This window comes from Coprococcus sp. AM100_B19A (genome assembly GCF_027662015.1).
GTDB lineage: Bacteria > Bacillota > Clostridia > Lachnospirales > Lachnospiraceae > Allocoprococcus > Allocoprococcus comes.
Genome location: NZ_JAQDKN010000001.1, coordinates 320,943 through 343,123, shown reverse-complemented (window position 1 = coordinate 343,123; position 22,181 = coordinate 320,943). Strand labels below are relative to the sequence as shown.

Genomic DNA, 22,181 nt, shown 5'->3' with positions numbered 1-22,181 from the left:
CCTCTTCCATTATACCGATATTAACTCTGAAAATGTACATTATCAAGCGGATAAACCGCAGAAATGTACACGATCATTCCACCTCATATTTGTCGAATATATGTTCTTTTATATCCTTGCTATTATCCGCACCTGACGGTAATATGCACATACCGAAAGGGAAAACAAGGAAAAAACAAAGGAGAACATACCATGAACGATAAAACAAGAGAGCAGATTGAAGCCATGAAAAACCAGACCATCGGAGTTGAGATCGAGATGAACAACATCACCAGAGAAAAAGCGGCAAGAAAGGTTGCCGAGTACTTCGGAACCAGAGCATGGAATGCCGCCAGCGAGTACGGATATTACAGCTGGGCTTGCAAGGACGGACAGGGCAGGGTTTGGAAATTCCAGAGGGATGTGAGCATCTACGGACCGGACATAGAAAAATGCGAACTGGTCACCCCGATCCTAACCTACGACGACATCGAATCCCTGCAGGAGATTATCCGGCTGCTCCGCAAGGCAGGAGCAAAGAGCAGCCCAAGCCGCGGATGCGGGGTCCACATCCACATCGGCAAGGGCGACCACACCGCAAAGACCATCCGCAACCTTGTGAACATCATGGCGGCGCACGAACAGCAGATCGGCAGAGCCATCCGGATTGACGCGGGGCGCACCGGACATTATTGCCAGGTGGTCAACCACCGCTTCCTTGACCGGCTGAACCGCGAGAAGCCGACCACCATGCGCAAGCTGGAAGACATCTGGTACGAAGGCAACGGTTCAAGCTGGGAAAACCGGAATGCCCACTACAATTCAAGCCGGTACCATATGCTTTATGCGCAGAAAAAAGTTATGCTGAGAATCTTTTAGAACAGACGTTACTTCGAGACTGTTCACCAGAAATCTCAGCATAATTTTCTACAAGGTCTTTAAAAACGCCTTTAAGTCAGGGTCGTCGTTCCAATCCGGCATGGCAGGCGTATTCATCCTCGTGTCCATTGTTTCTAATGCCTTGCGCCGGGCTTCGGGATTAGCTTTTGCGTAAACCTGTGTTGTCTCAATAGATTCGTGCCCTAAAAAGTCACGAATATAAATGAGATTTTTGCCTGCCTCAACAAGATGCATTGCTTTAGAATGCCGGAGACAATGCGGTGTAATCTGCGGAAAAAATGAATCCACCGCAGTATTTGCTTTGTGGCTATATTTTGCTAGCACGTAGGAAACACCGCTGCGAGTCAACTTTTTTCCTTGCGGATTTGTAAACAGCTGGTCATTGCGGCGTTCTGGTATATCAAGATGGTTCTCACAAATGTATTGGCGCAATACCTGTGCACACGGTTTGGTAAGCGGAACATCTCGACTTTTTCGCCCCTTCCCTAATAAATGTACAACCGGTAGTGAATCTATTCGGATATCGCAGATTCTTAAATCGCAAAGTTCCTGCACTCGTGCAGCTGAATCGTAAAGGAGAAGAATCATCGCCAAGTCTCTGCGACCTTTTGGCGTGGAAATATCAGGCTGTTCCATTAGAATATCGATTTGCTGGTTACTCAAATATTGAACCGTCGGCTTTGCTGCTTTTTTGCTGTCAATTGAAAGAATGCGCTGACACAGAATCATTTCATCCGGGCATTCAATTTGTACATATTTTGCAAATGACTTCAGCGCAGCAAGTCGTTGGTTTCGAGAAGATATACTGTATTTGCGTTCAGTTTCAAGATATTGTAGAAATTCAAGAATCAGTTCGCGGGAAAGGTCGTTAAAAAGCATTTTCTCTAATTTAAAGCCACAATACTTTTCAAGGTAGCCATGAAAAATAACAAAGGTGTCCCGGTAAGAGTAAATTGTATTTGTACTGACATTTTTAGTTCCTGCCAGATACACGCTAAAGTATGCGGAGACTAAACCGGCGTAGCTGCATCTATTCCTCATTGCAAAGTACCTCTGTAATGGTATGGAATCGGTCATTGAATGGTTCGGTGACTTCCATGTAGGCTTCCGGGACAAGCCTCAAGTATTTTTCGGTTGTTGTAATTCGGTCATGCCCAAGAGCAGTGCGGAGAATCGGCAAACAGGTATATATGTCTTTTCCTTCGGAACTCCATTTGTTTAGAATGTGGACCGCAAAGGAATGCCTGAGATCATGGAGACGAGGCCCTTTTCCTCGACCTCGGTGTGGAATCCCGGCATCAAATAAGCATTTTCGAAAAATATCGTAAATTGTACTTGTATCATAGAATCCGCCATCAGGAGCAGGGAAAAAGTAAATACTTTTTGCATTTGCCACTAATGGATTACTGCGGTAGGATTTCATGTATGCAAGCATTGAGTCCGAAATTCCTACCAGCCGTTCTTTGTCTCCTTTTGCACCGTATATGGCTAAAACTCCAGCATCCAAATCAACATCTGCAACCTTAAGGTGCAGAGCCTCTGACACGCGCAGCCCACATGTATAAAGCAGGCGAAACAGAACCGGCATAACTAAATGTCGTAGTGGAGATTCTGAAGATTCTTTGGTACAATCCACCGCAGAAAACAATCTCTCGATTTCGTCTTTCGTAAAAATGTAGGGAACGAAACATTTATTTACATGAGGTGCAGGGTGGAATGCACATGGAGCATCATAGCCATTGCTGTGCAAATACTTACAAAGAATTCGCACATACGAAATCCGAAAACATTGCGTGGTTTCGTTTTCGTGAGGTCTCTTTTTCTCCCACTTTTGCAGCAGTTCTTTCGAAATGGCAGGTATACGCAATTGTTGCTCATTGCAAAAGTCATCGAATGCACTGAGTGCCTCAACACCGGCGTTGTATTTATTGCCAAGGGCACGTTTTTGCTCCACAACATCCAGCATATATGGTGCAAGCACACTGGTAAAATGGGGTTCAAGAAATTTTTCCTCAAACACTAATCAGTCACCTCCAATGCGCAGCTGCGAAGCTGACGTACATTTACACCAATATATTTTTGAGTAGAATCGGCATTTATGTGTCCTAATACACTCTGAATCGAGGTAATGGGGATTCCTTCATCTAACATATGTGTTGCGAGGCTGTGTCGGAGCGAGTGAAGCCCGTGGTGCTTTATTGAATCCAAAGGAATGCCCGCTTTTCGCATATGCTTAATAAGAATGTTGTCAAAATTTTGCAGAGAGACGTATGGAGCGACTGCGCGGAGAAAAATTTCCGGGGCATCGCTTACAGGCCTTCCATTTTTCAGATAGTCTATTACAGCCCATCCAACGTCTGTGGGAAGTGGTAAAGTTATCGGCTCTCCTGTTTTGACTTGGGTGAAAGACACCAAATGCTGTTCCCAATTAAAATTGGCAGGGCGAAGATTACGTATATCGCTGGTTCTAATGCCGAGCTTTACTGCAATCATTAAAACTGCATAATCGCGTTTCCCTTGTGGACTTTCACGGTCAACAGATGCAAGGATACTTTCGATTTGGCTAATATCTAATGTTGTAGGAATTCGCGCGGAAGCGGATACTTTTACAATTGGCATCATTTTCAAAGACAAATCTGTTTCCTTGTAGCCACTATGCGCAAGGTACTGAAAAAAGCGTAAAAGGATACTGTAATGGAGCCTTACAACCGAATTGCTGTAATTGCACGAAACAACTTTGACGTATCGATTTACAATATCTGCTGAAAGTAATTTGTAATCCGTGACTCCAACGCTGAACAAATAATCTGTAAAGCGAAGAAGAACATTTCTGTGGCTGCGCAGCGTATTCTCCCTGCGTCCGTGGAGAGATAGCTTTTGCAAGTAGTTGACCGCACCTTCTTGCAGTCCTGCAGGGAACTCTCGATTCAACCTCCGCCGAAGCATAACCGCGTTGAAATGTTGGTAGTCTGACAACAAATCCATTGCACGGTGAACTCGTGAGCATCGCCGTTCTACTGTTCCCGGCTGCACACCGTAGCAATCCAGCATGAACTGCTGAGCCAATTCCGCTGTAAAATATTTCTTTTCATTTTTATTGCAGTACGCTAACAGGTTCCTAAACGTCGAACGAAAGCCTTGAATATAGTTTTCGCTATAGTGCTTTGCAATGATGCAGGGGATAACTCTTTCCACAAGTTCATACACGGTCAGTCGATTTCCATCATCCACAATAACAACCTCCATCATATCTGGAATACTCAAATTATATAGTTATTATGTAGAGAAAAACAGACTGTTTTTATAATTTTTGCCGCTGTACAATTAAAGTTTGGAACGTGGGATACATAATCGCTTTCTTGCCATAAAAAGCATTATGTTGAGCTCAACATAATGCTTTGAACCTCCATGCCACCTTTACAAAAGGAACCATTGAATTCCGCCTTTTCCAATTCGCAGACCCAGCGGACGGAAAGCGTAACGGACTGCATGCCGGTGAGATGAAAGCCTACATCCAGCTTTGCCTCGCAATGAGCCAGCTTGCCAAGATGGTCAGGACAGCAAGCCCAAAGCCCCAGCAGACCGACAACGACAAATACGCAATGCGGTGCTGGATGCTCCGGCTGGGATTCATTGGTGAGGAGTTCGCAACGGCAAGGGAAATCCTTCTGCGGAATATGGAGGGCAACGCAGCATGGCGCAACAAATAAGCGCCAGCTGTACGGGCACCTTTTGGGCGGGCAACCGCCCTTGAGGTGGTAGAAGGAGGTGCAGGTTTATGAAAAGCACGTTAAAAAATGAAAGCACACCGGGCGGCAGGACCTTTAAGGTGACCATCACCGAGACCTACCAGAGAACGGTGACCATTTATGAATCCGAAATGAAAGAGCCGACCGTGGAGGAAGCCCAGCGAGTGGCAGAGGACTGGTGGCAGGACAGCCAGATTGAGCTTGGGACAGATGATTTTCAGGGCGTGGAATTCACTGGCAGGGAGGACGGTGAGGCGGATGTTTGAATTGATCAGCCGAAGCCCATCCAGATATTATCTTGCCTACGGAAGCAACCTCGACATGGAGCGGATGGGAAAGAGATGCCCCTATGCTGTGGTGGTCGGCACGACCGAGATCAAGGGCTACCGGCTTCTGTTCAAAAAGAGCAAGACCGGCTGCTATGCCACCATTGAGCAGGACGCCAATGAAAGCGTACCGGCAGTGGTCTGGAAGCTCTCGGAATATGATGAACTCCTGCTTGACCGGTACGAGGGCTGCCCAAGATATTACTACAAGAAGCAGTTCCAGCTTCCGGTCTGGAACCTGAACGGGAACCGCATGAAAAAGGCAAAGCCCTGCATCGCTTATGTGATGCACGAGGACCGGCGGCTTGGCTGCCCGGATGCCGAGTATTTTGAACTGCTGCGCGGCGGATACAGCGACTGGGAATTTCCGCTGGACACACTGAAGCGTGGACTGACAGCTAGTATCGGAAGGGCGGAAGCCATCCGGTATCTGAAGAAGCAGATGATGTAAGAGTACACGATCAAAAGCAAAAAACATTGTGCAGTATATGATGCTCATCGGCCTTGATAAATCAGGGCAGAAGAGTGATATATACCATACCGCCAGACAAGAGCGGAGAAAACCGAAGGGAGAGATTTAAATGAAGAACAAGAAATATTACATCGCCTACGGCAGCAACCTGTCGGTGGAGCAGATGGCATACCGGTGTCCGGATGCAAAAATTGCAGGGCAGGCGGTGCTGGCAGGCTGGGAGCTTTTGTTCCGGGGCTGCGCCACCATCGCACCGAACCCGAAGAAGAACACGCCGGTTCTGGTGTGGGAGATTTCGGAAAGGGACGAAGGAAACCTCGACCTCTATGAGGGCTACCCGAATTACTACCGCAAGGAAGACCTGAACATCGAACTGCTCCGGGAAGGGGCAGAACCGGAGATGGTGACCGCAATGGTATATATCATGGAGAACGACTTCGGACGCCGCGCACCGAGCCAGTATTACTACAAAGTCCTGCATGACGGCTACAAGGCATTCCACTTCCCGATGCACATCCTCGAAGGTGCGCTGAAGGAATGCATGGATAAGGATGCCGCCCAGCGGATGATTGAGGAGGTGCAGGCATGAATTTCGCAGATCAGAAAATGGTCAAGAAGTTGAGAAAAGAGTTCCCGGTCGGATGCCGGATCGTCCTCGATGAGATGGATGATAGGCAGGCACCGCCCATCGGAACGCAGGGAACCTGCAACGGGGTCGATGATGCCGGAAACATCTTGGTGAACTGGGACACCGGAAGTCATCTGAACATTGCCTACGGCGCGGACAGTTGCCACCGTGTGGCTTTGGAAGCCGAGGTCAAGGTGTCGCTCGACCACCTTGGTAAAACGCGACAGACCGGCCCACGTTGCCCCAGGTGCGGAGCAAAGCCTGACTGCTACGACCATCAGCAGCAGGCACTCAGCCGAAGGGCGGACATCCAGATTTGCAACCGCTGCGGAACGGAGGAAGCATTAGAGGACATTGCATGGGGCGGACAGCAGAAGATGCATCTTGCAGACTGGGCAATCGTGAAAGGGGGATGGGTCGAATGAAAGTTCTTCTGATCAAACCGATGGAGCATCCGCAGGTGGTGGACATTGAAAACTCCTTGAAAGAGTTCTACCGCATCCTCGACTGCGACTGTATCACAGCCACCTACCCGTGGGAAGAACGAGCCGCTCTGGTCACCGATGACAACGGGCTATTCACTGAAAAGTCATTCAGCAGATACATCCCGGAACTGGAGCAGCCCATCAAGGGAAACTTCTTCATCTGCGGATTGGGCGAGGAAGATTTCGCAGAGCTGCCCCAGGATCTGATCCGGAAATTCAGGGAACGCTTCTGGGTGCCGGAGGCATTCGTCAGCATGTTCGGGCAGATGGCAGTCATCCAGATGGATGACGGAACGAAGCCGGAATAAGATACCACAATCAGAAAAATACCCTCTCGGCCAGAAAAGACCGGGAGGGCTTGGTTTAACAGGAGGAGCCTATGGGACACAGGAAGATGCCGGCTTATGGCGAGAGGGAACACGGCGGCAGATACATTCTGGGTGAATACGAATGGTCGAGAAACCACTGCAAGGCGGTGACCATCCGCAGATGGAAAAGGGACCTGAAAAAGAAAGCCAGAGCGCATAACCGCAGGGTGATGCATCAGGCAATGCAGGGCGAAGCCGATTAGATGGAAAATGGGGGCCTCAAAAGAATGGGAACCCCTTTCCAGTTTACTGTATATTACCTCTGGAAAGCAACGATAGCAAGGAGAACCGCCGCCATAATGTACACAAACATCTGGCAGCGGTTTTGTGTATCATATCAAACCAAAACGGGGGATACGAGGCAGAGCCCCAGCATCTGCTGGGGGAGCCTTTTGGGATTCCTTAGAAGAAATCCCTCATGCTCATGCCGACCTCGTTCAGTCGTTCTTCCATGCTGTGGTAGTGCCAATCTTCTTCCTCTTCTTCGTCCTCTTCCTCAAGCTCTTCTGGGAAGGGGTCGTGCCGCCATCCGGCTTTTTGGTATTCTTCTTTCCGGATGTCGTTGCGGTCGTAAATGTCCAGCTCGTATTCTTCTTCAAGCTCTGCGATGCGGTTTTCGATTGCGGTTTCAACTTCTGTAATGGTCTTTTTCATGGTTTTTGTCCTCCGTTTTGGTTTGGTTTTCTTTGCTTTCGTTGTGTGTATAATGCCGCAGAAACACATATATAGCAAGTCAATCAGGGGTTATATATGTACCAAACATGAGGGGCGAAGATCGTTGATAATATGACGTTTTATGGCCTTGCTATCACAGGGCAGTGACGGTAATATACAGCTACAAAAAGCAAAGGAGGACAGCAGAATGACTGATTGGAGAACATGGAAAAAAGGGAGAAAGACAACATGGCACTGGGACGAATTCGATGGAAGCGGAAACCGAGAAGGAATCATCACCGAGGTTCATGAAGACCACGCGATCATGGAAGCAGACGGCATGCACCTCTGGATCGACGATGACACGGCAGAGATGTTCAGCTAAGAAAACGGGGAGGGAAACCTCCCCGGATAAACACATAAATCCACCAGATCAGGGTGCAGATAATCGTGTACTTTAGCCGCTTGATAGTATCCGGCAGTGACGGTAATATACAGCTACCAAAACGAAAGGGGCAAAGAACATGGAACGCTACACTTACGAGATCACCTTTACACGGCTGGATGGACAGCCGGATGAAATCCAGCAGCACACCAGCGAGGAGCTGGCAAGAGAATGCTTCCGGCTTTTCGATGAGCCGGACAGCGCAGAGATGTACAGCAAAATTGAATTTAGCCGCCATGACTGGGAGACAGGCATGGATGAGATTCTGGAAACGATGACATTTTGAGAGGAGAACAAAAACATGACCTACACAAAAATCAACCTTTATCTTGCAAACGGAATTCCAGAGGCACTCAGCAACCTCTGGTACGGAAGCGACAGTGCGGTGGTCGAGATCAGGGATGCCGTTGAGGATGCGAAGAACGGCAAGGACCTTCTGAACCGCATCCAGAAGATGAAGCTCCTTCGGAAATTCACCCTCGACAGGGAGAACGACAAGCGCATCCGCTTCAAGGGAACGGACTGCTGGGGCAACGTAAGCTACCTCGAAATCATCCGCTAAAGGCAAGACCGACAGGCGCAAGGGGCTGGAAATGACCAGCCTTTTGCTCGTGTCTGTCTTCCGAAAGCTGGCATGAAAAGCACATAAATATGACAATTGCAGGGTCAAATGATCGTGTAGGTTAGCCGCTTGATAGTGTTCCGAGGTGACGGTAATATACAGTCACCGAAAGGGGAAAACAACAAAAACGGAGGATACGACAATGACGAAAAACGAAGACCGCATCAATAAACTTTTTAAGGAACTGGTACCGGAGACGGGCAAGGCAGGCAGCCTCGCAGGGGAGCTGGTAAGGGCAATGAGCCGCATCGGATACCGCTTTTACAACGACGGCGACCAGCTGGGCATCGGCTACGGCAAGGAAACCTGCAACCCTGCAGGGCGGTTCCTTGGAGCCAAGGGCAACGACAAAATCGCAAAGCTGACTGCAGATGCCTGGGCAGTCTACAGTGAGGAAGCCTACGAAAAGGTTCTGGACATCCTTTGCGGAGCGGTTGCCGACTATGTTGAGCAGAACCCAGACCTTAGAAACCAGCCGACCGAAGATATGTGGGACTTCAAGGATGAGGAAGAAGACCAGGATGACAGCTGGGATGAAGAGGAAGATGACTGGGGCGAAGAGGAAGATTACGAGGACGAAGAAGACTACTAAGCCAGAGAAACACATGGGGCTTGCCGGTAACGGCAGCCCTTTTCTTCTGCTGTAATACGCACAGTTCCGGGCAGCTATCTTTGTGTAGTATAGCCGCTTGATAGTGTGTGACATAGACGGTAATATGCACATACCGAAACGGAAAACCAAGAAAAACGGAGAAAACCACCATGAAGAAGAACATTACCAAGGAAGAAGAAAAAGCCCTGCTGGAGATCGCCAAGCGCCTGATGGTAGCGGTAGACAGCCGGGGCGACCTCGAAGCCCGCGACAATGACAGCGAGGACTTCATTGAGGTTCCGGTCTGGGGCATCCAGAAAGCAATGGAGGAAGCCTACCTGCTGGGACGGATGAACAGATAAACCGACAGCCCCCGACACAGCCCCACACAGGGGCTTGTGCCACGGGTGGCAAAACAATCCGAATGAACCGACAACGCCCCAGACTGGGGCAGATGTGGGGGTGTGGATGCGCAGGAAGGAAAAGCACATGGGAGAACGGATGATGGATGTCATCGTGGAAATCTACAACCACATGGATGACAGCGATAAGGATGCCTTCACGCTGGAGGATGCAGAGGATATGGTGGAAGACCAGATCAGGATGGATAAGGAAGCCGGACGGGAACCGCTGGCATACGACCCGCAGTTCTTCTACGACACCATTGTGGAACTCATGGAGCAGGACGCAGAGTGACGTACATTCTTCCTGATATTCCGGGCAGAAGATCGTGTACTTTAGCCGCTTGCTATCCTTTGCACCTGACGGTAATATGCACATACCGAAAGGGGAAAGCCCCAAGGGAAAAACGAAAACACGGAGGAATTCACCATGAAAAAGCATTTGATCGACTTTCCAGAAAACAACATCAGCATCGAGAGTTTCTACGACCGGCTCAGACCTTGCTACGACAGCATCATGCAGTTCGGTGACCGGGTTTTGGTTGCCCAGATGAATTGGAACGGCATGTTGGAGGGAGCGGTATACGGATTTGTGGAAGACCCAGAGGAAGGCTGGTCACCGATTGAGTGCCGACTGGAGCTTCTGAAGATTTCCGATGAGACCTACACGGATGCCGGTCACGCGATCGAGTGGTGCATCAAGAACGCACACTGAAAAAGGGCAGAGCTCCTTCGGGGGCTTTTGCTCGTAGTGGCGGATTCTTCCAGTGTGGAAATACACATAAATCCGACAAAAAGAGGTGTGTATGATCGTGCAGCATAGCCGCTTGCTATGTCCGGGCAGTGACGGTAATATACAGTCACAACGAAGGGAAAAGCCCTACGGAAAACAAAACACACGGAGGATACAGACCATGACGAACAAAGCAAAAACCTACCTTAAGAACATTCAGGAAGCTGACACCGAGAAGAAGCTGATCGGCATTGAGATCGCCTTCAAGCAGGACATGACCCTCAGCTGCAACGATCTCGGAAGCCTTTGCAGGGCGGCAGAAGACAAGCGGTACAGCCTGCGGAATAACGAGGAAACGCTGAAGCTGAAGCAGATCCTTTTCTTCCGGACGAAAGCGGAGATGGATACCTACCACGACATGAGCCGCAAGCCGGAAGACTGGACGGAAGCGGAGATCGAGCAGCAGAGAGGCCGCTTCTGCAGCGTCTGGCAGGTCATCGAGGAAGCGGAGCTGGTCGATGAATACGAGGCTTGGAAGGAAGCCAACCCCAACGCCTAACAGCACCCGAAAGGTACACGCCCCGAAAAGGGGCTGTGCCTCGTATCCGATGTGTTTTATATAAAGTTGCCGAAATGGGAAACTATTTGTTAGTTATACAGAAAAGTTTCCTGTTTAGGAAAATGATATTTCGAGGACTTCTTTGGAGGTCCTTTTTCTTTACCCATTTTTGCAGAAAGGAGGAGATGCCAATGGCTACCAGAGGCAGAAAACCAAAGCCGACCGCCATGAAGGAACTGGAAGGTAATCCGGGCAAGCATCCGCTGAATACCAGCGAACCGAAGCCCAATAAGAAAGCACCGGCCTGTCCGAAGTGGCTGGAGCCGGAAGCAAAGAAAGAGTGGCGTAGACTTGCCAAACAGATGGAAGCCATCGGCATCCTGACCGAAGTGGACATGGCGGCCTTTGCTGGTTACTGTCAGGCGTATGCCCGATGGAAGGAGGCAGAGGAGTTCATCACCCAGCACGGCACTATCGTCAAGACTCCGTCCGGGTACTGGCAGCAGGTGCCGCAGGTGTCCATCGCCCAGACCTATCTGAAGATCATGAACAAGTTTGCAGAGCAGTTCGGTCTGACCCCGTCCTCCCGAAGCCGGATCATTGCTTCGGACGGCGGTCCTGCGGATGCAGCTGATGAGATGGAGAATCTGCTGGGAGGAGGTGGAAGCTGATGGCAGAGTGCAGACCCCAAAACTATCCGAAACTGAAGGACTACAAACCCAGCCGGTTCATGCTTCCGACCTGCCATTACGATGCCGCAAAAGCAGACCGGGCAGTGACTTTTATCGAAAACCTGCGTCATACCAAAGGCAAGTGGGCGGGCAAGCGGTTCTGGCTGCTTCCTTGGCAGGAGCAGATCATCCGGGATGTGTTCGGCATCGTGGATGAAAAGGGAAACCGTCAGTTTCGCACGGCTTATGTCGAAATAGGTAAGAAGAACGGCAAGTCCGAACTTGCCGCTGCGGTGGCCTTGTATCTGCTTTTTGCCGATAATGAGCCATCTGCCGAAGTCTATGGTGCGGCGGCTGACCGCCAGCAGGCATCCATTGTTTTTGATGTTGCCCACCAGATGGTGCAGATGACCCCGGCACTTTTGAAACGGTGCAAGATCATGGCAGCCACCAAGCGCATCGTGAACTACGGGAACGCAGGATTTTATCAGGTTCTGTCTGCCGAAGTTGGTACGAAGCACGGTCTGAACGTGTCAGGTCTGGTGCTGGATGAGGTTCATGCCCAGCCAAACCGAAAACTCTACGATGTCCTTACCAAAGGTTCCGGTGATGCCCGTGAGCAGCCGTTGTTCTTCCTGATCACCACGGCCGGCACGGACAAGGAGAGCATCTGCTACGAGCTCCACATGAAAGCCCTTGACCTGCTGGCTGGACGTAAGATCGACCACACCTTTTATCCTGTGGTCTATGGACTGACAGATGAGGATGACTGGCATGATGAAGCCAACTGGTATAAGGCAAATCCCTCATTGGGGCAGACCATTCAGATCCAGCGTGTCCGGGATGCATATCAGGAAGCACTGGATAACCCGGCAGAGGAGAATGTGTTCAAGCAGCTTCGTCTGAACATGTGGGTGTCCTCGCTGACCCGGTTTATCCCGGAACACATCTATGACCTCGGCAATCAGCCAATCGATATGGAAGCACTTAAAGGCCGTGACTGTTATGGAGGACTGGACTTGTCCAGCACTGGAGACATCACGGCTTTTGTGCTGATGTTCCCGCCCAGAGTTCCAGAGGAGAAGTACATCATGCTTCCGTTTTTCTGGATACCGGAGGATACGATCCCCCAGCGGGTGCGCAGGGCATCCGTTCCGTATGATGTCTGGTATCAGCAGGGCTACCTGATGGCGACAGAAGGCAATGTCATCCACTACGGATTTATCGAAAAAGTCATTGAGGAGCTGGGCAAGACCTATCACATTCTGGAGATTGCCTTTGACCGATGGGGTGCGGTGCAGATGACCCAGAACCTTGAGGGGATGGGATTTACGGTCGTGCCTTTCGGTCAGGGTTTTAAAGATATGAGCCCGCCTACCAAAGAGTTCTACAAGCTCCTGATGGAAGGGCGTATTACCCACGGCGGCAACCCGGTCATGGCATGGATGGCGGGGAATGTGGTCGTGGATACCGACCCGGCAGGCAATATCAAGCCGACAAAGGCAAAATCGCCGGAGAAGATCGATGGTATCGTCGCTGCGATCATGGCACTGGATCGCTGCATCCGAAACGAAGGACAGCAGCAGGGAAGCGTCTATGACGAACGTGACATGATCGTTTTTTGATATGAAGATTTGGAGGAAACACAATGAAGTATCTGATGAGTGCAGAATGGTGGAAGGCAGCCGGCATCCGTGCTGCAAAGACAATGTTCCAGACCGGCGCGGCCCTGGTCGTGACACAGATGCCCGGCGGCACGGTGGACTGGATGGCGGTCAGCAGTGCAGTAATCGTGGCGGGTGTTGCGTCCCTCGGTACCAGCCTTGCCGGTCTGCCGGAACTGGAGAAAGGGGATAAGGCTTAATGGGATTCTGGGAATGGATGGGGTTTGAGAACCCAAGGGATTCTCCCAAAACAGAACAACCAAAAGAAGGCCTGCCGAAGGTCACGGATAACGTCCGCGATTCCGGGCAGACCTTTGTATTTGGCCGTTCCAATGCCGGGGAGCAGGTGGATGAAAAAGCTGCCATGCAGATCCCGACTGTGTATGCCTGTGTCCGTCTGCTGGCAGAGTCCATTGCGGCACTGCCGCTGCATCTCTACCGGATGACAGACGATAATGGAAACAAGGAAAAGGCGCGGGATCATCCGCTGTATAAGATTCTGTATCGCCAGCCCAACCCGGAGATGACATCCTTTGTCTTTTGGGAAACGCTGATGACCCATCTGCTTCTCTGGGGCAACGCCTACGCACAGATCGTCCGGGATGGCAAGAACACGGTGCTGGGTCTGTATCCGCTTTTGCCGGAAAATGTCGAAGTTGACCGGGATGAAAGTGGCGAGCTCTACTATATCTACCACGCATACACGGATGAAGTTCCGGGAGAGCAGAACAAGGACATCTACTTCCGCCGGGACGAGATCTTTCATGTGCCGGGGCTTGGCTTTAATGGTCTGATCGGTTTCTCGCCAATCGCCATGATGAAGAACAGCCTCGGTACTTCCATTGCGGTAGATAAATACGGTTCCTCTTTCTTCAAGAACGGCGCACAGCCCAGTGGTGTGCTGGAGCATCCCGGCGTTGTGAAAGACCCGAACCGTATCCGTGATAGCTGGGAAGCGGCTTATGGCGGTGCAGCCAATGCCCATCGTGTGGCAGTGCTGGAAGAGGGTATGTCCTATAAACCAATCTCTCTTCCGCCAGAGGACAGCCAATTCCTCGAAACGAAGCAGTTTTCCGTGACGGAGATCTGCCGCATCTTCCGTGTGCCTCCGCATCTGGTAGCCGATTTGTCCAGGGCGACCTTCTCCAACATTGAATACCAGTCACTGAATTTCGTGATGCACTCCCTGACCCCGTGGCTTGTCCGCATCGAGCAGGGCATCATCAAGGATCTGCTGCTGGAGGAGGAGCAGGATACCTACTTTCCAAAATTCAATGTGGACGGTCTGCTCCGTGGCGATTACCAGAGCCGGATGAACGGTTATGCGACCGGCATCAGCAACGGCTTCCTCTCTCCGAATGATGTGCATCGTCTGGAGAACATGGATCTCATCCCGGCAGAGGAGGGTGGTGACGACTACTACCTGAACGGCGGCTATGTGAAGCTGAAAGATGCAGGAGTGGCACAGCAGAATAAAGCTGCCGCAGTCCAGCAGAATCAGCCCAAACTGACACAGCCAGAGGAACAAGATCCGGAAGAAGAACCTGACAGCGAAAATCGGCTGAGTGAGAGTAAGCCACGAAAGAATGAAAGAAGGAGAACCCGATGAAGAAATTCTGGAACTGGATCAAAAACAGTGACGACACCAGAATCCTCCGGCTGGAAGGTCCCATCGATGAGGAATCATTCTGGGGTGATGAGATCACGCCGCAGATGTTTCGGGATGAGCTGGAATCCGGCGAGGGGGATGTGACCGTCTGGATCAACAGTCCGGGCGGAAATGTGTTCGCCGCTGCCGAGATCTATACCATGCTTAAGGACTACAAGGGCAGCATCACGGTCAAGATCGATGCAATTGCGGCATCTGCTGCATCTGTTGTGGCAATGGCCGGTGATACTGTTCAGATGAGTCCTGTTGCCATGCTGATGATCCATGACCCCAGCACGGTTGCGATGGGCAACACCAAGGACATGGAGAAAGCCATTGAGGTGCTGACCGAAGTCAAGGAGAGCATCATCAATGCCTATGCTGCAAAGAGCGGACTCAGCCACGCTCGTATTGCCAACCTCATGAGCAATGAGACCTGGATGAATGCGAAGAAGGCTGTGGAGCTGGGCTTCGCAGACGAGATCCTCTTTGCAAAGAAAGAGGAGGAGCCGGACAGTGACCCGGCAGACCCGGAGAATCCGGAAGAAGACCCTGACAGTGAACCGGGCGAGGGCGAAGAAAAGAAGCCGTTCCAGAAGGATACGGCAGGGCACCTTTTCTCCAGTCGTCAGATGGATCTAATCGTCCTGAACCGTCTGGGGGTGAAGCCGGAAGACGTAGGTCAGAAGCACACTGAGTCGAAGGAGCCGCCTGCTGACCCGAAACCGTCCGCAGAGCCGACACCTCCGGCCGAACCACCTGCCAATTCCGGCCCTGTCCTTGATCTGGACGGCAGGACCGAGGATGGCAGCATCCCCTACAATATCCTGATGAAACAGCTTGAGTGCATGAAGTGATGTGCATTCAGGCTGTTTTTTATATCACCACAAATCAATCTATGGAGGACAAACACTATGAGTAAGATTCTGGAACTGCGCACCAAGCGCAACACTCTCTGGGAGCAGACCAAGGACTTTCTGGAGAAGAACCGCGGCGAGAACGGTCTGGTAAAGGCTGAGGCCGTGGAGCAGTACAACAAGATGGCACAGGAGGTCAAGGACCTGGGTGCAGAGATCGAGCGTCTGGAGCAGCAGGCACAGATCGAGGCACAGCTGTCTGCACCGACTTCCAGTCCTGTCCACGCCGACCCGAAGAACGGTGCCAAGAAGGATGTCAAGCCGACCGCCACTGCCGAGTATGCCGAGAACTTCTGGAACATGATCCGCAACCGTGGCCATTACGGCGAGGTCCGCAATGCCCTGTCTGTGGGTGAGGACACCGAGGGAGGCTTTACCGTTCCCGATGAGTTCGAGAAGAAGCTGGTGGAGGCACTGGAGGAGAACAACATCTTCCGTGGTCTGGCAACGGTCATCCGCACCAGCTCCGGCACCCGTAAGATCCCCATCGCAGAGGATACCGGTGAGGCAAGCTGGATCGATGAGGGTGAGGAGATCCCGGAGAGCGATACTACCTTCGGCCAGACCATGCTGTCTGCATACAAGCTGGGCACCATGATCAAGATCTCCAATGAGCTGCTGAACGACTCCGCTTTTGACCTCGCCACCTATATTGCCCGCCGTTTCGGTGTGCGTATGGGCAACGCAGAGGAGCGCGCCTTTATCACCGGTGACGGTGTGGGCAAGCCTCTGGGTCTGCTGGCTGAGACCGGCGGTGCCAAGGTCGGTGTGACCGCTGCCCAGAAGGATGCCGTTACCTTCGATGAGATCTTCAAGCTCTACTATGCACTGAAGGCTCCGTACCGCAAGAAGGCACAGTTCCTCTGCAACGAAGCCCTGGTGCTGCAGATGATGACCATCAAAGACAACAACGGCAACTATATCTGGAAGCCGGGTCTGGAGATCGGCAAGCCGGATACCCTGCTGAACCGTCCGCTGAAGACTTCCGCCTTCATGCCGGAGATCAAGGGTGGCAGCAAGGTCATGGCCTTTGGCGATTACAGCTACTACTGGGTGGCTGACCGCCAGAACCGCACCTTCCGCCGTCTGAACGAGCTGTATGCCCGTACTGATCAGGTCGGTTTCCTGACCACCCAGCGTGTGGATGGCAAGCTGATCCTGCCCGAAGCCGTACAGCTTCTGCAGATGGCACCGCAGGGCTAAGAAAGTCTGGAAAGGAGGAGCCGGTTATGGCACTGATTCCGCTTTACGAAGCGAAGACCTATCTCCGCGTGGACAGCAGCGATGAGGATGCCCTGATCGGCATCCTTTTATCTTCTGCGGAGCAGATGTGCAAGGACGTTGGCCGTCTTTCGGAAGACCAGTGGGAGGCAGTCAATGCCGCTGACCAGGATGCCGAGAACGGAGTACAGCCCACAAGGGAACTGGAAGCCCTGCGCAGCACCTGTCGTGTAGCGATTCTGTATGCACTGGGGTATCTCTATGAGCACCGGGACGAAGCTGACCATAAGCAGCTGATGCTGACGCTTCGTTCCATTCTGTTTGCTGTGAGGGAGGGGGTGTTCTGATGATCGAGAAACTGAATGAGCGGATCACAATCGAGAAAAGCACGGTCGTGACCGATAAGGTCGGAAACCATCGGAACACATGGGAGGAATATTTCACCTGCTTTGCCTACGCTTCGACCTATCAGGCACAGGAAGAAGAAGGTGAGGTCACAGCCGAACAGAAGAGCGTGGTGTTTACGGTTCGCTGGTGCAGCGAGACCAGAGGATTAACTTCCACTGGTTACCGCATCCGCTTCCGGGATCAGCTCTACAATATCGAATCCGTTGACCCGATGAACTATCAGAAGAAGATTCTGAAGATTCATTGCAGACTGGAGAGGAGGCAGCCGGATGAGCAGAACCGTCAGCATTGATGAGATGGCTGACGCCATCAACGAAGGCTTAAAAGAATATGCGACCCTTGCTTCTATGCAGGTGAAGAGTGTTGTCCGTAAGTCTGCCAAAACGGTCAAAGACCAGATCTCGGCCAATGCACCGTCCAGAACGGGCGCATACAAAGGAAGCTGGGTGGCGACCAAACAGTCCGAATCCAGCCAGAGCCTTCAGATGGTGGTGCATTCCAAGAACCGCTACCAGCTGGCACATCTGCTGGAAAAAGGTCATGCCAAGCGCGGCGGCGGACGGGTGGCAGGAAGACCCCATATCGCTCCGGCAGAGCAGGCCGGCATCGAGCAGCTCCAGTCTCTCATCGAAAAGGCACTAAAGTAAGGAGGAACCAATGACCCACGAAGAAGTAAAAGCTCTGGTGGAGGAGATGGGGCTTCCTTATGCGTATGACCATTTCGCAGAAGGGGAGAGCCCTGATCCACCGTTTATCTGCTTCCTGTATCCGAAAGCTGAGAACTTTGGTGCGGATAACCTTGTGTACCACCATTTCAACCGGCTGGACATTGAGGTGTACACCGACTACAAAGACCCGGATATGGAAGCAAATATTGAAGAAGTCCTGACCGCACACGAACTCTACTATGAGAAAAGCGAGGTCTGGATCGAAACCGAAAAAATGTATGAAGTCCTGTATGAGCTGACTGTGTGATGCTCACGCAGGATATTTTTATGGGAGGAACACTATGTCGAAGCAAAGCAATAAAGTCAAATTTGGCCTGAAAAACTGCCATTATGCAAAGGCAACCTTTGACGAAGATGGCAGTGTCACTTACGCAAAGCCGGTCCGCATCCCCGGCGCAGTCAGTCTTTCTATGGATGCCAATGGCGAGATCGAGCCGTTCTATGCGGACAATATCGCCTACTATGTCGTGAATAACAACTCCGGCTACGAGGGTGACCTGGAGATCGCGCTGATCCCGGAGAGCTTCCTCACGGACATCATGCACGAGGAGCTGGATGGCAACGGTGTGCTTGCGGAAAACGCCAATGTGGAACTGGAGCATTTCGCCTTCCTGTTCGAGTTCGATGGTGACCAGCGCCATATCCGCCATGTGCTGTACAACTGTGTGGCAAGCCGTCCGTCCATCGAGGGTGAGACCAATGAGGACAGCAAGGAAGTCAAGACGGACACCCTGAACCTGCAGGCAACCCCTCTGGCAAACGGTTATGTCAAGGCAAAGACCGGCACCAACACCACCGATGATGTTTATAACAAGTGGTACGATGCGGTCTACGAGCCGCAGGCAGAAGCTGTGGACACCGAAGACACCAGTCACACCGAGGAGCCGCAGGGCTAAGTGACCGACACACACTGCAGGGCTTCGGCTCTGCTTACATTATTATAAAGAGGTATACGATTATGAAGAAGATTATTCCTTTGTTCGCAGTGATCATCGTTCTGGTACTGGCTGTCTGCTCGTTCCACATCATCCCCACCGGTTACACGGGCGTGAAGACCAGCTTCGGCCAGATTCAGGAGACCACCATTCAGAGCGGCAAGCTCAACTTCTGCATTCCCTTTGTGCAGAGCATCCACAAGGTCAACAACAAGCAGCAGGATAAGCATATCGAAGCACAGGTCTGGGGCGAAGCCGCCGATAAGACCCCTGTGTATGCTGCTGATGTCATCGTGACCTATCAGGTGCTTCCTGAAAAGAGTGCATGGCTGTATGCGAATGTGTCCGACATCAAGAATCTGGTCGGTGACGAGCTGGTGGCATCGGCAATCAAGTCTGCAATGGCTGAACTTGGCCCCAATGAGGTAACCAACCGCACCAAGATCGAGCCTCTGGCACAGCAGAAGCTGGCAGAGTCCCTTGTGCAGAAATATGGTGAGGACGTTGTGTTCGTAAACAAGGTCGTCATCAACGACATGAATTTCGAGGATGCCTATAACGAAGCCATCCAGCAGAAGTCCATTGCACAGCAGAACGCGGATAAGCAGAAGATCGAGAATGAAGCTGCCATTGCCAAGGCAGAAGCGGATAAGCAGGTGGCGATCACCAATGCAGAGGCGGAAGCCCAGAAGACTTCTATTGCCGCAGATGCACAGGCAGAGGCAAACCGCAAACTGGCAGAAAGCCTGTCCGATACGCTGATCGATTACCAGAAGGTTCAGAAGTGGGATGGAAAGCTGCCCACTGTGAGTGGCGGTAATGCACTGGTCAGCATTGACCCGGCAGAGTAAGAAACACGATATACGGCAGGGCTTCGGCTCTGCCAATTTTACATGAAATTTATGGAGGATTACGATTATGGCAGTTACAAAGAAAATCGAGATCGATGGCAAGGAAGTCACCTTTAAGGCAAGTGCCGCTGTGCCTCGCCTGTACCGTATCAAGTTCGGTCGTGACATTTACAAAGACCTGCGTCAGCTGGAAAAGAGCGTGGGGGAGAACGATGAGGACAATTCCAACCTCGATCTGTTCAGTCTGGAGATGTTCGAGGATTTGGCATGGCTGATGGCCCGTCATGCGGACCCCGCAAATGTGCCGGATAGCCCGGAGGAGTTCCTGGATCAGTTCAACACCTTCTCCATTTACCAGATCCTGCCCCAGCTGATCGAACTGTGGGGTCTGAACGTGCAGACGGAGGTGGAATCCAGAAAAAACCTCGAAAAAGTGAGCGGGAAATGACCACCCCGCTCTTTCTGCTGCGCTGTGTACAGCTCGGTATCAGCATCGCCGACCTCGACCTGCTGACCATCGGGTTGGTCAATGATATGTTCACGGAGCGGCAGAACGACGACTATCCGTACAAAGAGCTGGCTTCGCAAAGTGATTTTGACAAATTTTGACAGAATAAAACTCGACGAGCGTGCATATATTAAACATGAAATAAGCACGCTCGTTTGATTTTACTTGACTATCGTGCTTATTTCGATTACAATATAAGCACGGAAGGACGGTGATTCTATGAATGAGATGACAAGATTAGTTCAAAATCATGATTACCTTACGCCGAGAATTGCGGGAAAATCTGGAATTTCAAAATTTAAGTTTTACAAATATGTCCGAGAAAACGGATTGGAGCCGGTCAGCCGTGGTGTTTATTCTACGGGAGCGGATTGGGTCGATGAGTTGTATGTGCTTCATAAGAGATGCCCGAATGCTGTTTTTTCACATGACGAGGCTTTTTATTATCATGGTCTGACAGACAGAGAACCGTTTGTCCACACGCTTACCATATACAGCGGTTACAATGCACACCGGCTTACAGCGGATGGAAGCTGTAAAGTATATACGGTAAAACGGGAATTACTGGATGTCGGAAAGATTATTGTGAAAGACAATGACGGGAATATGATTCCAATGTATGACCTGGAACGAACAATTTGTGATCTGATGAGAAGCCGGAGCAGTATTGAAGCACAGGATTTCAATTCTGTTCTGAAGACATATGTTTCCAGAAGAGACAAGGACCTGAATCGACTTATGGAATATGCAAAGTTGTTTCGGGTTGATAATGTGATCCGCAGATATATGGGGGTATTATTGTAAAATGCAGCTGACACCTGAACAGGTTAAGGGAAGAATTAAGAATGTGGCAAAGGAAAATAAGGCAGATGCCAGAACGCTCATGCGAATCTACATGATGGAGCGTTTTCTTGAGAGAGTTGCCAATTCGCAGTATAAAGATAATTTTATCATCAAAGGCGGAATGCTGGTGACAGCAATGGTTGGCGTAGCATTGCGGTCCACGATGGATATCGATACGAGCATTAAAAATCAGAATCTGTCGGCAGAAGATGCAAAACGGATTGTGGATGATATCAAGGACATCGACCTTGGCGATGGAGTGACCTTTGAGGTTAAGGAAGTTTCCAATATCATGGATGAGATGGAGTATCCGGGTATCCGTTTTACCATGAATGCCGTGATGGGAAAACTTGTGACACCTATGAAAATTGATATTTCTACAGGAGATGTTATCACGCCAAGAGCAATCGAGTACAACTATAAATTGCTCTTGGATGACCGTTCCATCAGCCTTTGGTCGTATAATTTGGAAACAATTCTGGCAGAAAAACTTCAGACGGTTCTTGCAAGAGGTCTTTTGAATACCCGAATGAGAGACTTCTATGACATCAAGACCCTGCTTTCTATTTACGAGCAGGACATCGATGCTGATGTGTTGAAAAAGGCATTTGAGGCAACCTGTAAGAAAAGAAGCACCGAAAATCTGAAAGAGGAAGCACCCAAAATTATGGCTGCCGTCAGTAATGACGCACAGTTACATACACTTTGGAAGTCCTACCAGAAGAAATATCCGTATGCGGCTGATATCAGCTATGAGGATATTATGGAGAGCACAATGCTCTTATGGAGTAAAATTAAATAATCGGTAGCAACCCCGTTGGAGAAATCTGACGGGGTATTTTTATACCCATTTTTTAGCCTGTCTGCCCTGTGC

At 50.7% G+C, this 22,181-nt stretch carries 35 protein-coding genes and 1 pseudogene; 32 read left to right on the top strand and 4 right to left on the bottom strand.

Going from position 1 to position 22,181, the window contains the following annotated elements; translation table 11 throughout:
• Positions 1–63: 63 nt before the first annotated feature.
• A complete protein-coding gene (locus PGQ33_RS01685) occupies positions 64–858 on the top strand; it encodes an amidoligase family protein (RefSeq protein ID WP_330663207.1) in 795 nt (264 codons plus the stop codon).
• 48 nt (positions 859–906) lie between these two features.
• On the opposite strand, the gene PGQ33_RS01680 is transcribed toward PGQ33_RS01685, so the two are convergent.
• Genes PGQ33_RS01680 through PGQ33_RS01670 form a run of 3 tightly spaced genes read right to left on the bottom strand, consistent with a single transcriptional unit; the run spans position 907 to position 4,110 of the window.
• A complete protein-coding gene (locus PGQ33_RS01680) occupies positions 907–1,920 on the bottom strand; it encodes a tyrosine-type recombinase/integrase (protein WP_270205132.1) in 1,014 nt (337 codons plus the stop codon).
• A complete protein-coding gene (locus tag PGQ33_RS01675) occupies positions 1,910–2,899 on the bottom strand; it encodes a tyrosine-type recombinase/integrase (protein WP_270205131.1) in 990 nt (329 codons plus the stop codon). Before PGQ33_RS01675 ends, PGQ33_RS01680 begins: the two co-directional genes overlap by 11 nt.
• Positions 2,899–4,110, bottom strand: a complete 1,212-nt coding sequence (locus PGQ33_RS01670) for a site-specific integrase (protein WP_270205130.1) — start codon at positions 4,108–4,110, stop codon at positions 2,899–2,901. The genes PGQ33_RS01675 and PGQ33_RS01670 overlap by 1 nt, the downstream gene beginning before the upstream one ends.
• Before the next feature lie 152 nt (positions 4,111–4,262).
• Here PGQ33_RS01670 and PGQ33_RS01665 point away from each other — a divergent pair.
• The 7 genes and pseudogenes from PGQ33_RS01665 to PGQ33_RS01635 all read left to right on the top strand — a co-directional run.
• Positions 4,263–4,589, top strand: a pseudogene (locus PGQ33_RS01665) (amidoligase family protein); the annotation flags it as partial.
• 68 nt (positions 4,590–4,657) lie between these two features.
• Positions 4,658–4,894 carry a DpnD/PcfM family protein gene (locus PGQ33_RS01660; RefSeq protein WP_107000236.1) on the top strand — a complete coding sequence of 79 codons (237 nt, stop codon included), beginning with the start codon at positions 4,658–4,660 and terminating at the stop codon, positions 4,892–4,894.
• Positions 4,887–5,405, top strand: a complete 519-nt coding sequence (locus tag PGQ33_RS01655) for a gamma-glutamylcyclotransferase family protein (protein WP_181357161.1) — start codon at positions 4,887–4,889, stop codon at positions 5,403–5,405. The genes PGQ33_RS01660 and PGQ33_RS01655 overlap by 8 nt, the downstream gene beginning before the upstream one ends.
• Positions 5,406–5,535: 130 nt before the next feature.
• Positions 5,536–6,015, top strand: a complete 480-nt coding sequence (locus PGQ33_RS01650; RefSeq protein WP_270205129.1) for a gamma-glutamylcyclotransferase family protein — start codon at positions 5,536–5,538, stop codon at positions 6,013–6,015.
• Positions 6,012–6,479, top strand: coding sequence for a DUF4314 domain-containing protein (locus PGQ33_RS16755; RefSeq protein WP_330663205.1), 468 nt, complete (start codon positions 6,012–6,014; stop codon positions 6,477–6,479). Before PGQ33_RS01650 ends, PGQ33_RS16755 begins: the two co-directional genes overlap by 4 nt.
• Positions 6,467–6,847, top strand: coding sequence for a DUF3846 domain-containing protein (locus PGQ33_RS01640; protein ID WP_270205128.1), 381 nt, complete (start codon positions 6,467–6,469; stop codon positions 6,845–6,847). The genes PGQ33_RS16755 and PGQ33_RS01640 overlap by 13 nt, the downstream gene beginning before the upstream one ends.
• Positions 6,848–6,918: 71 nt before the next feature.
• On the top strand, positions 6,919–7,110 hold the full coding sequence (locus PGQ33_RS01635) for a hypothetical protein (protein WP_270205127.1): 192 nt from the start codon (positions 6,919–6,921) through the stop codon (positions 7,108–7,110).
• Positions 7,111–7,309: 199 nt separating this feature from the next.
• Here the strand turns inward: PGQ33_RS01635 and PGQ33_RS01630 are convergent, their stop codons facing one another.
• A complete protein-coding gene (locus tag PGQ33_RS01630) occupies positions 7,310–7,561 on the bottom strand; it encodes a hypothetical protein (RefSeq protein WP_270205126.1) in 252 nt (83 codons plus the stop codon).
• Positions 7,562–7,769: 208 nt separating this feature from the next.
• On the opposite strand from PGQ33_RS01630, the gene PGQ33_RS01625 reads away from it, so the two are divergent.
• The 24 genes from PGQ33_RS01625 (at position 7,770) to PGQ33_RS01510 (ending at position 22,109) form a co-directional block, all read left to right on the top strand.
• Complete coding sequence (locus PGQ33_RS01625; protein WP_270205125.1) at positions 7,770–7,946, top strand: hypothetical protein; 177 nt, start codon at positions 7,770–7,772, stop codon at positions 7,944–7,946.
• Positions 7,947–8,085: 139 nt separating this feature from the next.
• Positions 8,086–8,292 carry a hypothetical protein gene (locus tag PGQ33_RS01620; protein WP_107000229.1) on the top strand — a complete coding sequence of 69 codons (207 nt, stop codon included), beginning with the start codon at positions 8,086–8,088 and terminating at the stop codon, positions 8,290–8,292.
• Positions 8,293–8,307: 15 nt separating this feature from the next.
• Positions 8,308–8,568, top strand: coding sequence for a hypothetical protein (locus PGQ33_RS01615; RefSeq protein ID WP_107000228.1), 261 nt, complete (start codon positions 8,308–8,310; stop codon positions 8,566–8,568).
• A 145-nt stretch (positions 8,569–8,713) separates the two neighbouring features.
• Positions 8,714–9,220: a hypothetical protein gene (locus PGQ33_RS01610; protein WP_270205124.1), complete on the top strand. Its 507-nt coding sequence runs from the start codon at positions 8,714–8,716 to the stop codon at positions 9,218–9,220.
• 170 nt (positions 9,221–9,390) lie between these two features.
• Positions 9,391–9,582: a DUF6900 domain-containing protein gene (locus PGQ33_RS01605; RefSeq protein WP_270205123.1), complete on the top strand. Its 192-nt coding sequence runs from the start codon at positions 9,391–9,393 to the stop codon at positions 9,580–9,582.
• Positions 9,583–9,709: 127 nt separating this feature from the next.
• Positions 9,710–9,916, top strand: a complete 207-nt coding sequence (locus PGQ33_RS01600; RefSeq protein WP_270205122.1) for a hypothetical protein — start codon at positions 9,710–9,712, stop codon at positions 9,914–9,916.
• A gap of 147 nt (positions 9,917–10,063) precedes the next feature.
• Positions 10,064–10,336 carry a hypothetical protein gene (locus PGQ33_RS01595; RefSeq protein WP_147397789.1) on the top strand — a complete coding sequence of 91 codons (273 nt, stop codon included), beginning with the start codon at positions 10,064–10,066 and terminating at the stop codon, positions 10,334–10,336.
• Between the two features lie 199 nt (positions 10,337–10,535).
• The gene (locus tag PGQ33_RS01590) at positions 10,536–10,913 is read left to right on the top strand and encodes a hypothetical protein (RefSeq protein ID WP_270205121.1); all 378 of its coding nucleotides are present in this window, start codon (positions 10,536–10,538) and stop codon (positions 10,911–10,913) included.
• Positions 10,914–11,104: 191 nt separating this feature from the next.
• Positions 11,105–11,584 (top strand): phage terminase small subunit P27 family, encoded by a 480-nt coding sequence (locus PGQ33_RS01585; protein WP_107000223.1) that lies wholly within the window; start codon positions 11,105–11,107, stop codon positions 11,582–11,584.
• Positions 11,585–11,643: 59 nt separating this feature from the next.
• Entirely contained in the window at positions 11,644–13,209 is a 1,566-nt protein-coding gene (locus tag PGQ33_RS01580) for a terminase large subunit (protein ID WP_118574778.1), read from the top strand.
• A 23-nt stretch (positions 13,210–13,232) separates the two neighbouring features.
• Positions 13,233–13,448, top strand: a complete 216-nt coding sequence (locus PGQ33_RS01575; protein ID WP_270205120.1) for a holin — start codon at positions 13,233–13,235, stop codon at positions 13,446–13,448.
• On the top strand, positions 13,448–14,857 hold the full coding sequence (locus PGQ33_RS01570) for a phage portal protein (protein WP_107000222.1): 1,410 nt from the start codon (positions 13,448–13,450) through the stop codon (positions 14,855–14,857). Before PGQ33_RS01575 ends, PGQ33_RS01570 begins: the two co-directional genes overlap by 1 nt.
• On the top strand, positions 14,854–15,753 hold the full coding sequence (locus PGQ33_RS17115) for a head maturation protease, ClpP-related (protein ID WP_330663204.1): 900 nt from the start codon (positions 14,854–14,856) through the stop codon (positions 15,751–15,753). The genes PGQ33_RS01570 and PGQ33_RS17115 overlap by 4 nt, the downstream gene beginning before the upstream one ends.
• A 57-nt stretch (positions 15,754–15,810) precedes the next feature.
• Positions 15,811–17,016: a phage major capsid protein gene (locus PGQ33_RS01560; protein WP_270205119.1), complete on the top strand. Its 1,206-nt coding sequence runs from the start codon at positions 15,811–15,813 to the stop codon at positions 17,014–17,016.
• A 26-nt stretch (positions 17,017–17,042) separates the two neighbouring features.
• Positions 17,043–17,381, top strand: coding sequence for a head-tail connector protein (locus PGQ33_RS01555; RefSeq protein ID WP_270205118.1), 339 nt, complete (start codon positions 17,043–17,045; stop codon positions 17,379–17,381).
• The gene (locus tag PGQ33_RS01550; protein ID WP_270205117.1) at positions 17,381–17,734 is read left to right on the top strand and encodes a phage head closure protein; all 354 of its coding nucleotides are present in this window, start codon (positions 17,381–17,383) and stop codon (positions 17,732–17,734) included. Before PGQ33_RS01555 ends, PGQ33_RS01550 begins: the two co-directional genes overlap by 1 nt.
• The gene (locus tag PGQ33_RS01545; RefSeq protein WP_270205116.1) at positions 17,712–18,089 is read left to right on the top strand and encodes an HK97 gp10 family phage protein; all 378 of its coding nucleotides are present in this window, start codon (positions 17,712–17,714) and stop codon (positions 18,087–18,089) included. The genes PGQ33_RS01550 and PGQ33_RS01545 overlap by 23 nt, the downstream gene beginning before the upstream one ends.
• A 10-nt stretch (positions 18,090–18,099) precedes the next feature.
• Positions 18,100–18,417 carry a hypothetical protein gene (locus PGQ33_RS01540; protein ID WP_118578283.1) on the top strand — a complete coding sequence of 106 codons (318 nt, stop codon included), beginning with the start codon at positions 18,100–18,102 and terminating at the stop codon, positions 18,415–18,417.
• Positions 18,418–18,451: 34 nt separating this feature from the next.
• The gene (locus tag PGQ33_RS01535; protein ID WP_107000215.1) at positions 18,452–19,066 is read left to right on the top strand and encodes a major tail protein; all 615 of its coding nucleotides are present in this window, start codon (positions 18,452–18,454) and stop codon (positions 19,064–19,066) included.
• Positions 18,985–19,956 (top strand): SPFH domain-containing protein, encoded by a 972-nt coding sequence (locus tag PGQ33_RS01530; protein ID WP_270205115.1) that lies wholly within the window; start codon positions 18,985–18,987, stop codon positions 19,954–19,956. Before PGQ33_RS01535 ends, PGQ33_RS01530 begins: the two co-directional genes overlap by 82 nt.
• Before the next feature lie 67 nt (positions 19,957–20,023).
• Positions 20,024–20,404: a hypothetical protein gene (locus PGQ33_RS01525; RefSeq protein WP_173702802.1), complete on the top strand. Its 381-nt coding sequence runs from the start codon at positions 20,024–20,026 to the stop codon at positions 20,402–20,404.
• Positions 20,401–20,565 carry a hypothetical protein gene (locus PGQ33_RS01520; RefSeq protein ID WP_173769484.1) on the top strand — a complete coding sequence of 55 codons (165 nt, stop codon included), beginning with the start codon at positions 20,401–20,403 and terminating at the stop codon, positions 20,563–20,565. The genes PGQ33_RS01525 and PGQ33_RS01520 overlap by 4 nt, the downstream gene beginning before the upstream one ends.
• 118 nt (positions 20,566–20,683) lie before the next feature.
• Positions 20,684–21,268, top strand: coding sequence for a type IV toxin-antitoxin system AbiEi family antitoxin domain-containing protein (locus PGQ33_RS01515; RefSeq protein WP_144095669.1), 585 nt, complete (start codon positions 20,684–20,686; stop codon positions 21,266–21,268).
• Between the two features lies 1 nt (position 21,269).
• Entirely contained in the window at positions 21,270–22,109 is an 840-nt protein-coding gene (locus tag PGQ33_RS01510) for a nucleotidyl transferase AbiEii/AbiGii toxin family protein (protein ID WP_270205114.1), read from the top strand.
• The last annotated feature ends 72 nt before the right edge of the window (positions 22,110–22,181 follow it).

Bases quoted from the DNA above. Each gene is read 5' to 3' on its own strand.
- PGQ33_RS01520 (WP_173769484.1), top strand. From the start codon at position 20,401: ATGACCACCCCGCTCTTTCTGCTGCGCTGTGTACAGCTCGGTATCAGC.
- PGQ33_RS01580 (WP_118574778.1), top strand. From the start codon at position 11,644: ATGCTTCCGACCTGCCATTACGATGCCGCAAAAGCAGACCGGGCAGTG.
- PGQ33_RS01625 (WP_270205125.1), top strand. From the start codon at position 7,770: ATGACTGATTGGAGAACATGGAAAAAAGGGAGAAAGACAACATGGCAC.
- PGQ33_RS01685 (WP_330663207.1), top strand. From the start codon at position 64: ATGTACACGATCATTCCACCTCATATTTGTCGAATATATGTTCTTTTA.
- PGQ33_RS01660 (WP_107000236.1), top strand. From the start codon at position 4,658: ATGAAAAGCACGTTAAAAAATGAAAGCACACCGGGCGGCAGGACCTTT.
- PGQ33_RS01560 (WP_270205119.1), top strand. From the start codon at position 15,811: ATGAGTAAGATTCTGGAACTGCGCACCAAGCGCAACACTCTCTGGGAG.
- PGQ33_RS01540 (WP_118578283.1), top strand. From the start codon at position 18,100: ATGACCCACGAAGAAGTAAAAGCTCTGGTGGAGGAGATGGGGCTTCCT.
- PGQ33_RS01600 (WP_270205122.1), top strand. From the start codon at position 9,710: ATGGGAGAACGGATGATGGATGTCATCGTGGAAATCTACAACCACATG.
- PGQ33_RS17115 (WP_330663204.1), top strand. From the start codon at position 14,854: ATGAAGAAATTCTGGAACTGGATCAAAAACAGTGACGACACCAGAATC.
- PGQ33_RS01640 (WP_270205128.1), top strand. From the start codon at position 6,467: ATGGGTCGAATGAAAGTTCTTCTGATCAAACCGATGGAGCATCCGCAG.
- PGQ33_RS01630 (WP_270205126.1), bottom strand. From the start codon at position 7,561: ATGAAAAAGACCATTACAGAAGTTGAAACCGCAATCGAAAACCGCATC.
- PGQ33_RS01605 (WP_270205123.1), top strand. From the start codon at position 9,391: ATGAAGAAGAACATTACCAAGGAAGAAGAAAAAGCCCTGCTGGAGATC.
- PGQ33_RS01545 (WP_270205116.1), top strand. From the start codon at position 17,712: ATGAGCAGAACCGTCAGCATTGATGAGATGGCTGACGCCATCAACGAA.
- PGQ33_RS01585 (WP_107000223.1), top strand. From the start codon at position 11,105: ATGGCTACCAGAGGCAGAAAACCAAAGCCGACCGCCATGAAGGAACTG.
- PGQ33_RS01510 (WP_270205114.1), top strand. From the start codon at position 21,270: ATGCAGCTGACACCTGAACAGGTTAAGGGAAGAATTAAGAATGTGGCA.
- PGQ33_RS16755 (WP_330663205.1), top strand. From the start codon at position 6,012: ATGAATTTCGCAGATCAGAAAATGGTCAAGAAGTTGAGAAAAGAGTTC.
- PGQ33_RS01590 (WP_270205121.1), top strand. From the start codon at position 10,536: ATGACGAACAAAGCAAAAACCTACCTTAAGAACATTCAGGAAGCTGAC.
- PGQ33_RS01535 (WP_107000215.1), top strand. From the start codon at position 18,452: ATGTCGAAGCAAAGCAATAAAGTCAAATTTGGCCTGAAAAACTGCCAT.
- PGQ33_RS01515 (WP_144095669.1), top strand. From the start codon at position 20,684: ATGAATGAGATGACAAGATTAGTTCAAAATCATGATTACCTTACGCCG.
- PGQ33_RS01525 (WP_173702802.1), top strand. From the start codon at position 20,024: ATGGCAGTTACAAAGAAAATCGAGATCGATGGCAAGGAAGTCACCTTT.
- PGQ33_RS01650 (WP_270205129.1), top strand. From the start codon at position 5,536: ATGAAGAACAAGAAATATTACATCGCCTACGGCAGCAACCTGTCGGTG.
- PGQ33_RS01655 (WP_181357161.1), top strand. From the start codon at position 4,887: ATGTTTGAATTGATCAGCCGAAGCCCATCCAGATATTATCTTGCCTAC.
- PGQ33_RS01615 (WP_107000228.1), top strand. From the start codon at position 8,308: ATGACCTACACAAAAATCAACCTTTATCTTGCAAACGGAATTCCAGAG.
- PGQ33_RS01550 (WP_270205117.1), top strand. From the start codon at position 17,381: ATGATCGAGAAACTGAATGAGCGGATCACAATCGAGAAAAGCACGGTC.
- PGQ33_RS01555 (WP_270205118.1), top strand. From the start codon at position 17,043: ATGGCACTGATTCCGCTTTACGAAGCGAAGACCTATCTCCGCGTGGAC.
- PGQ33_RS01620 (WP_107000229.1), top strand. From the start codon at position 8,086: ATGGAACGCTACACTTACGAGATCACCTTTACACGGCTGGATGGACAG.
- PGQ33_RS01570 (WP_107000222.1), top strand. From the start codon at position 13,448: ATGGGATTCTGGGAATGGATGGGGTTTGAGAACCCAAGGGATTCTCCC.
- PGQ33_RS01635 (WP_270205127.1), top strand. From the start codon at position 6,919: ATGGGACACAGGAAGATGCCGGCTTATGGCGAGAGGGAACACGGCGGC.
- PGQ33_RS01575 (WP_270205120.1), top strand. From the start codon at position 13,233: ATGAAGTATCTGATGAGTGCAGAATGGTGGAAGGCAGCCGGCATCCGT.
- PGQ33_RS01680 (WP_270205132.1), bottom strand. From the start codon at position 1,920: ATGAGGAATAGATGCAGCTACGCCGGTTTAGTCTCCGCATACTTTAGC.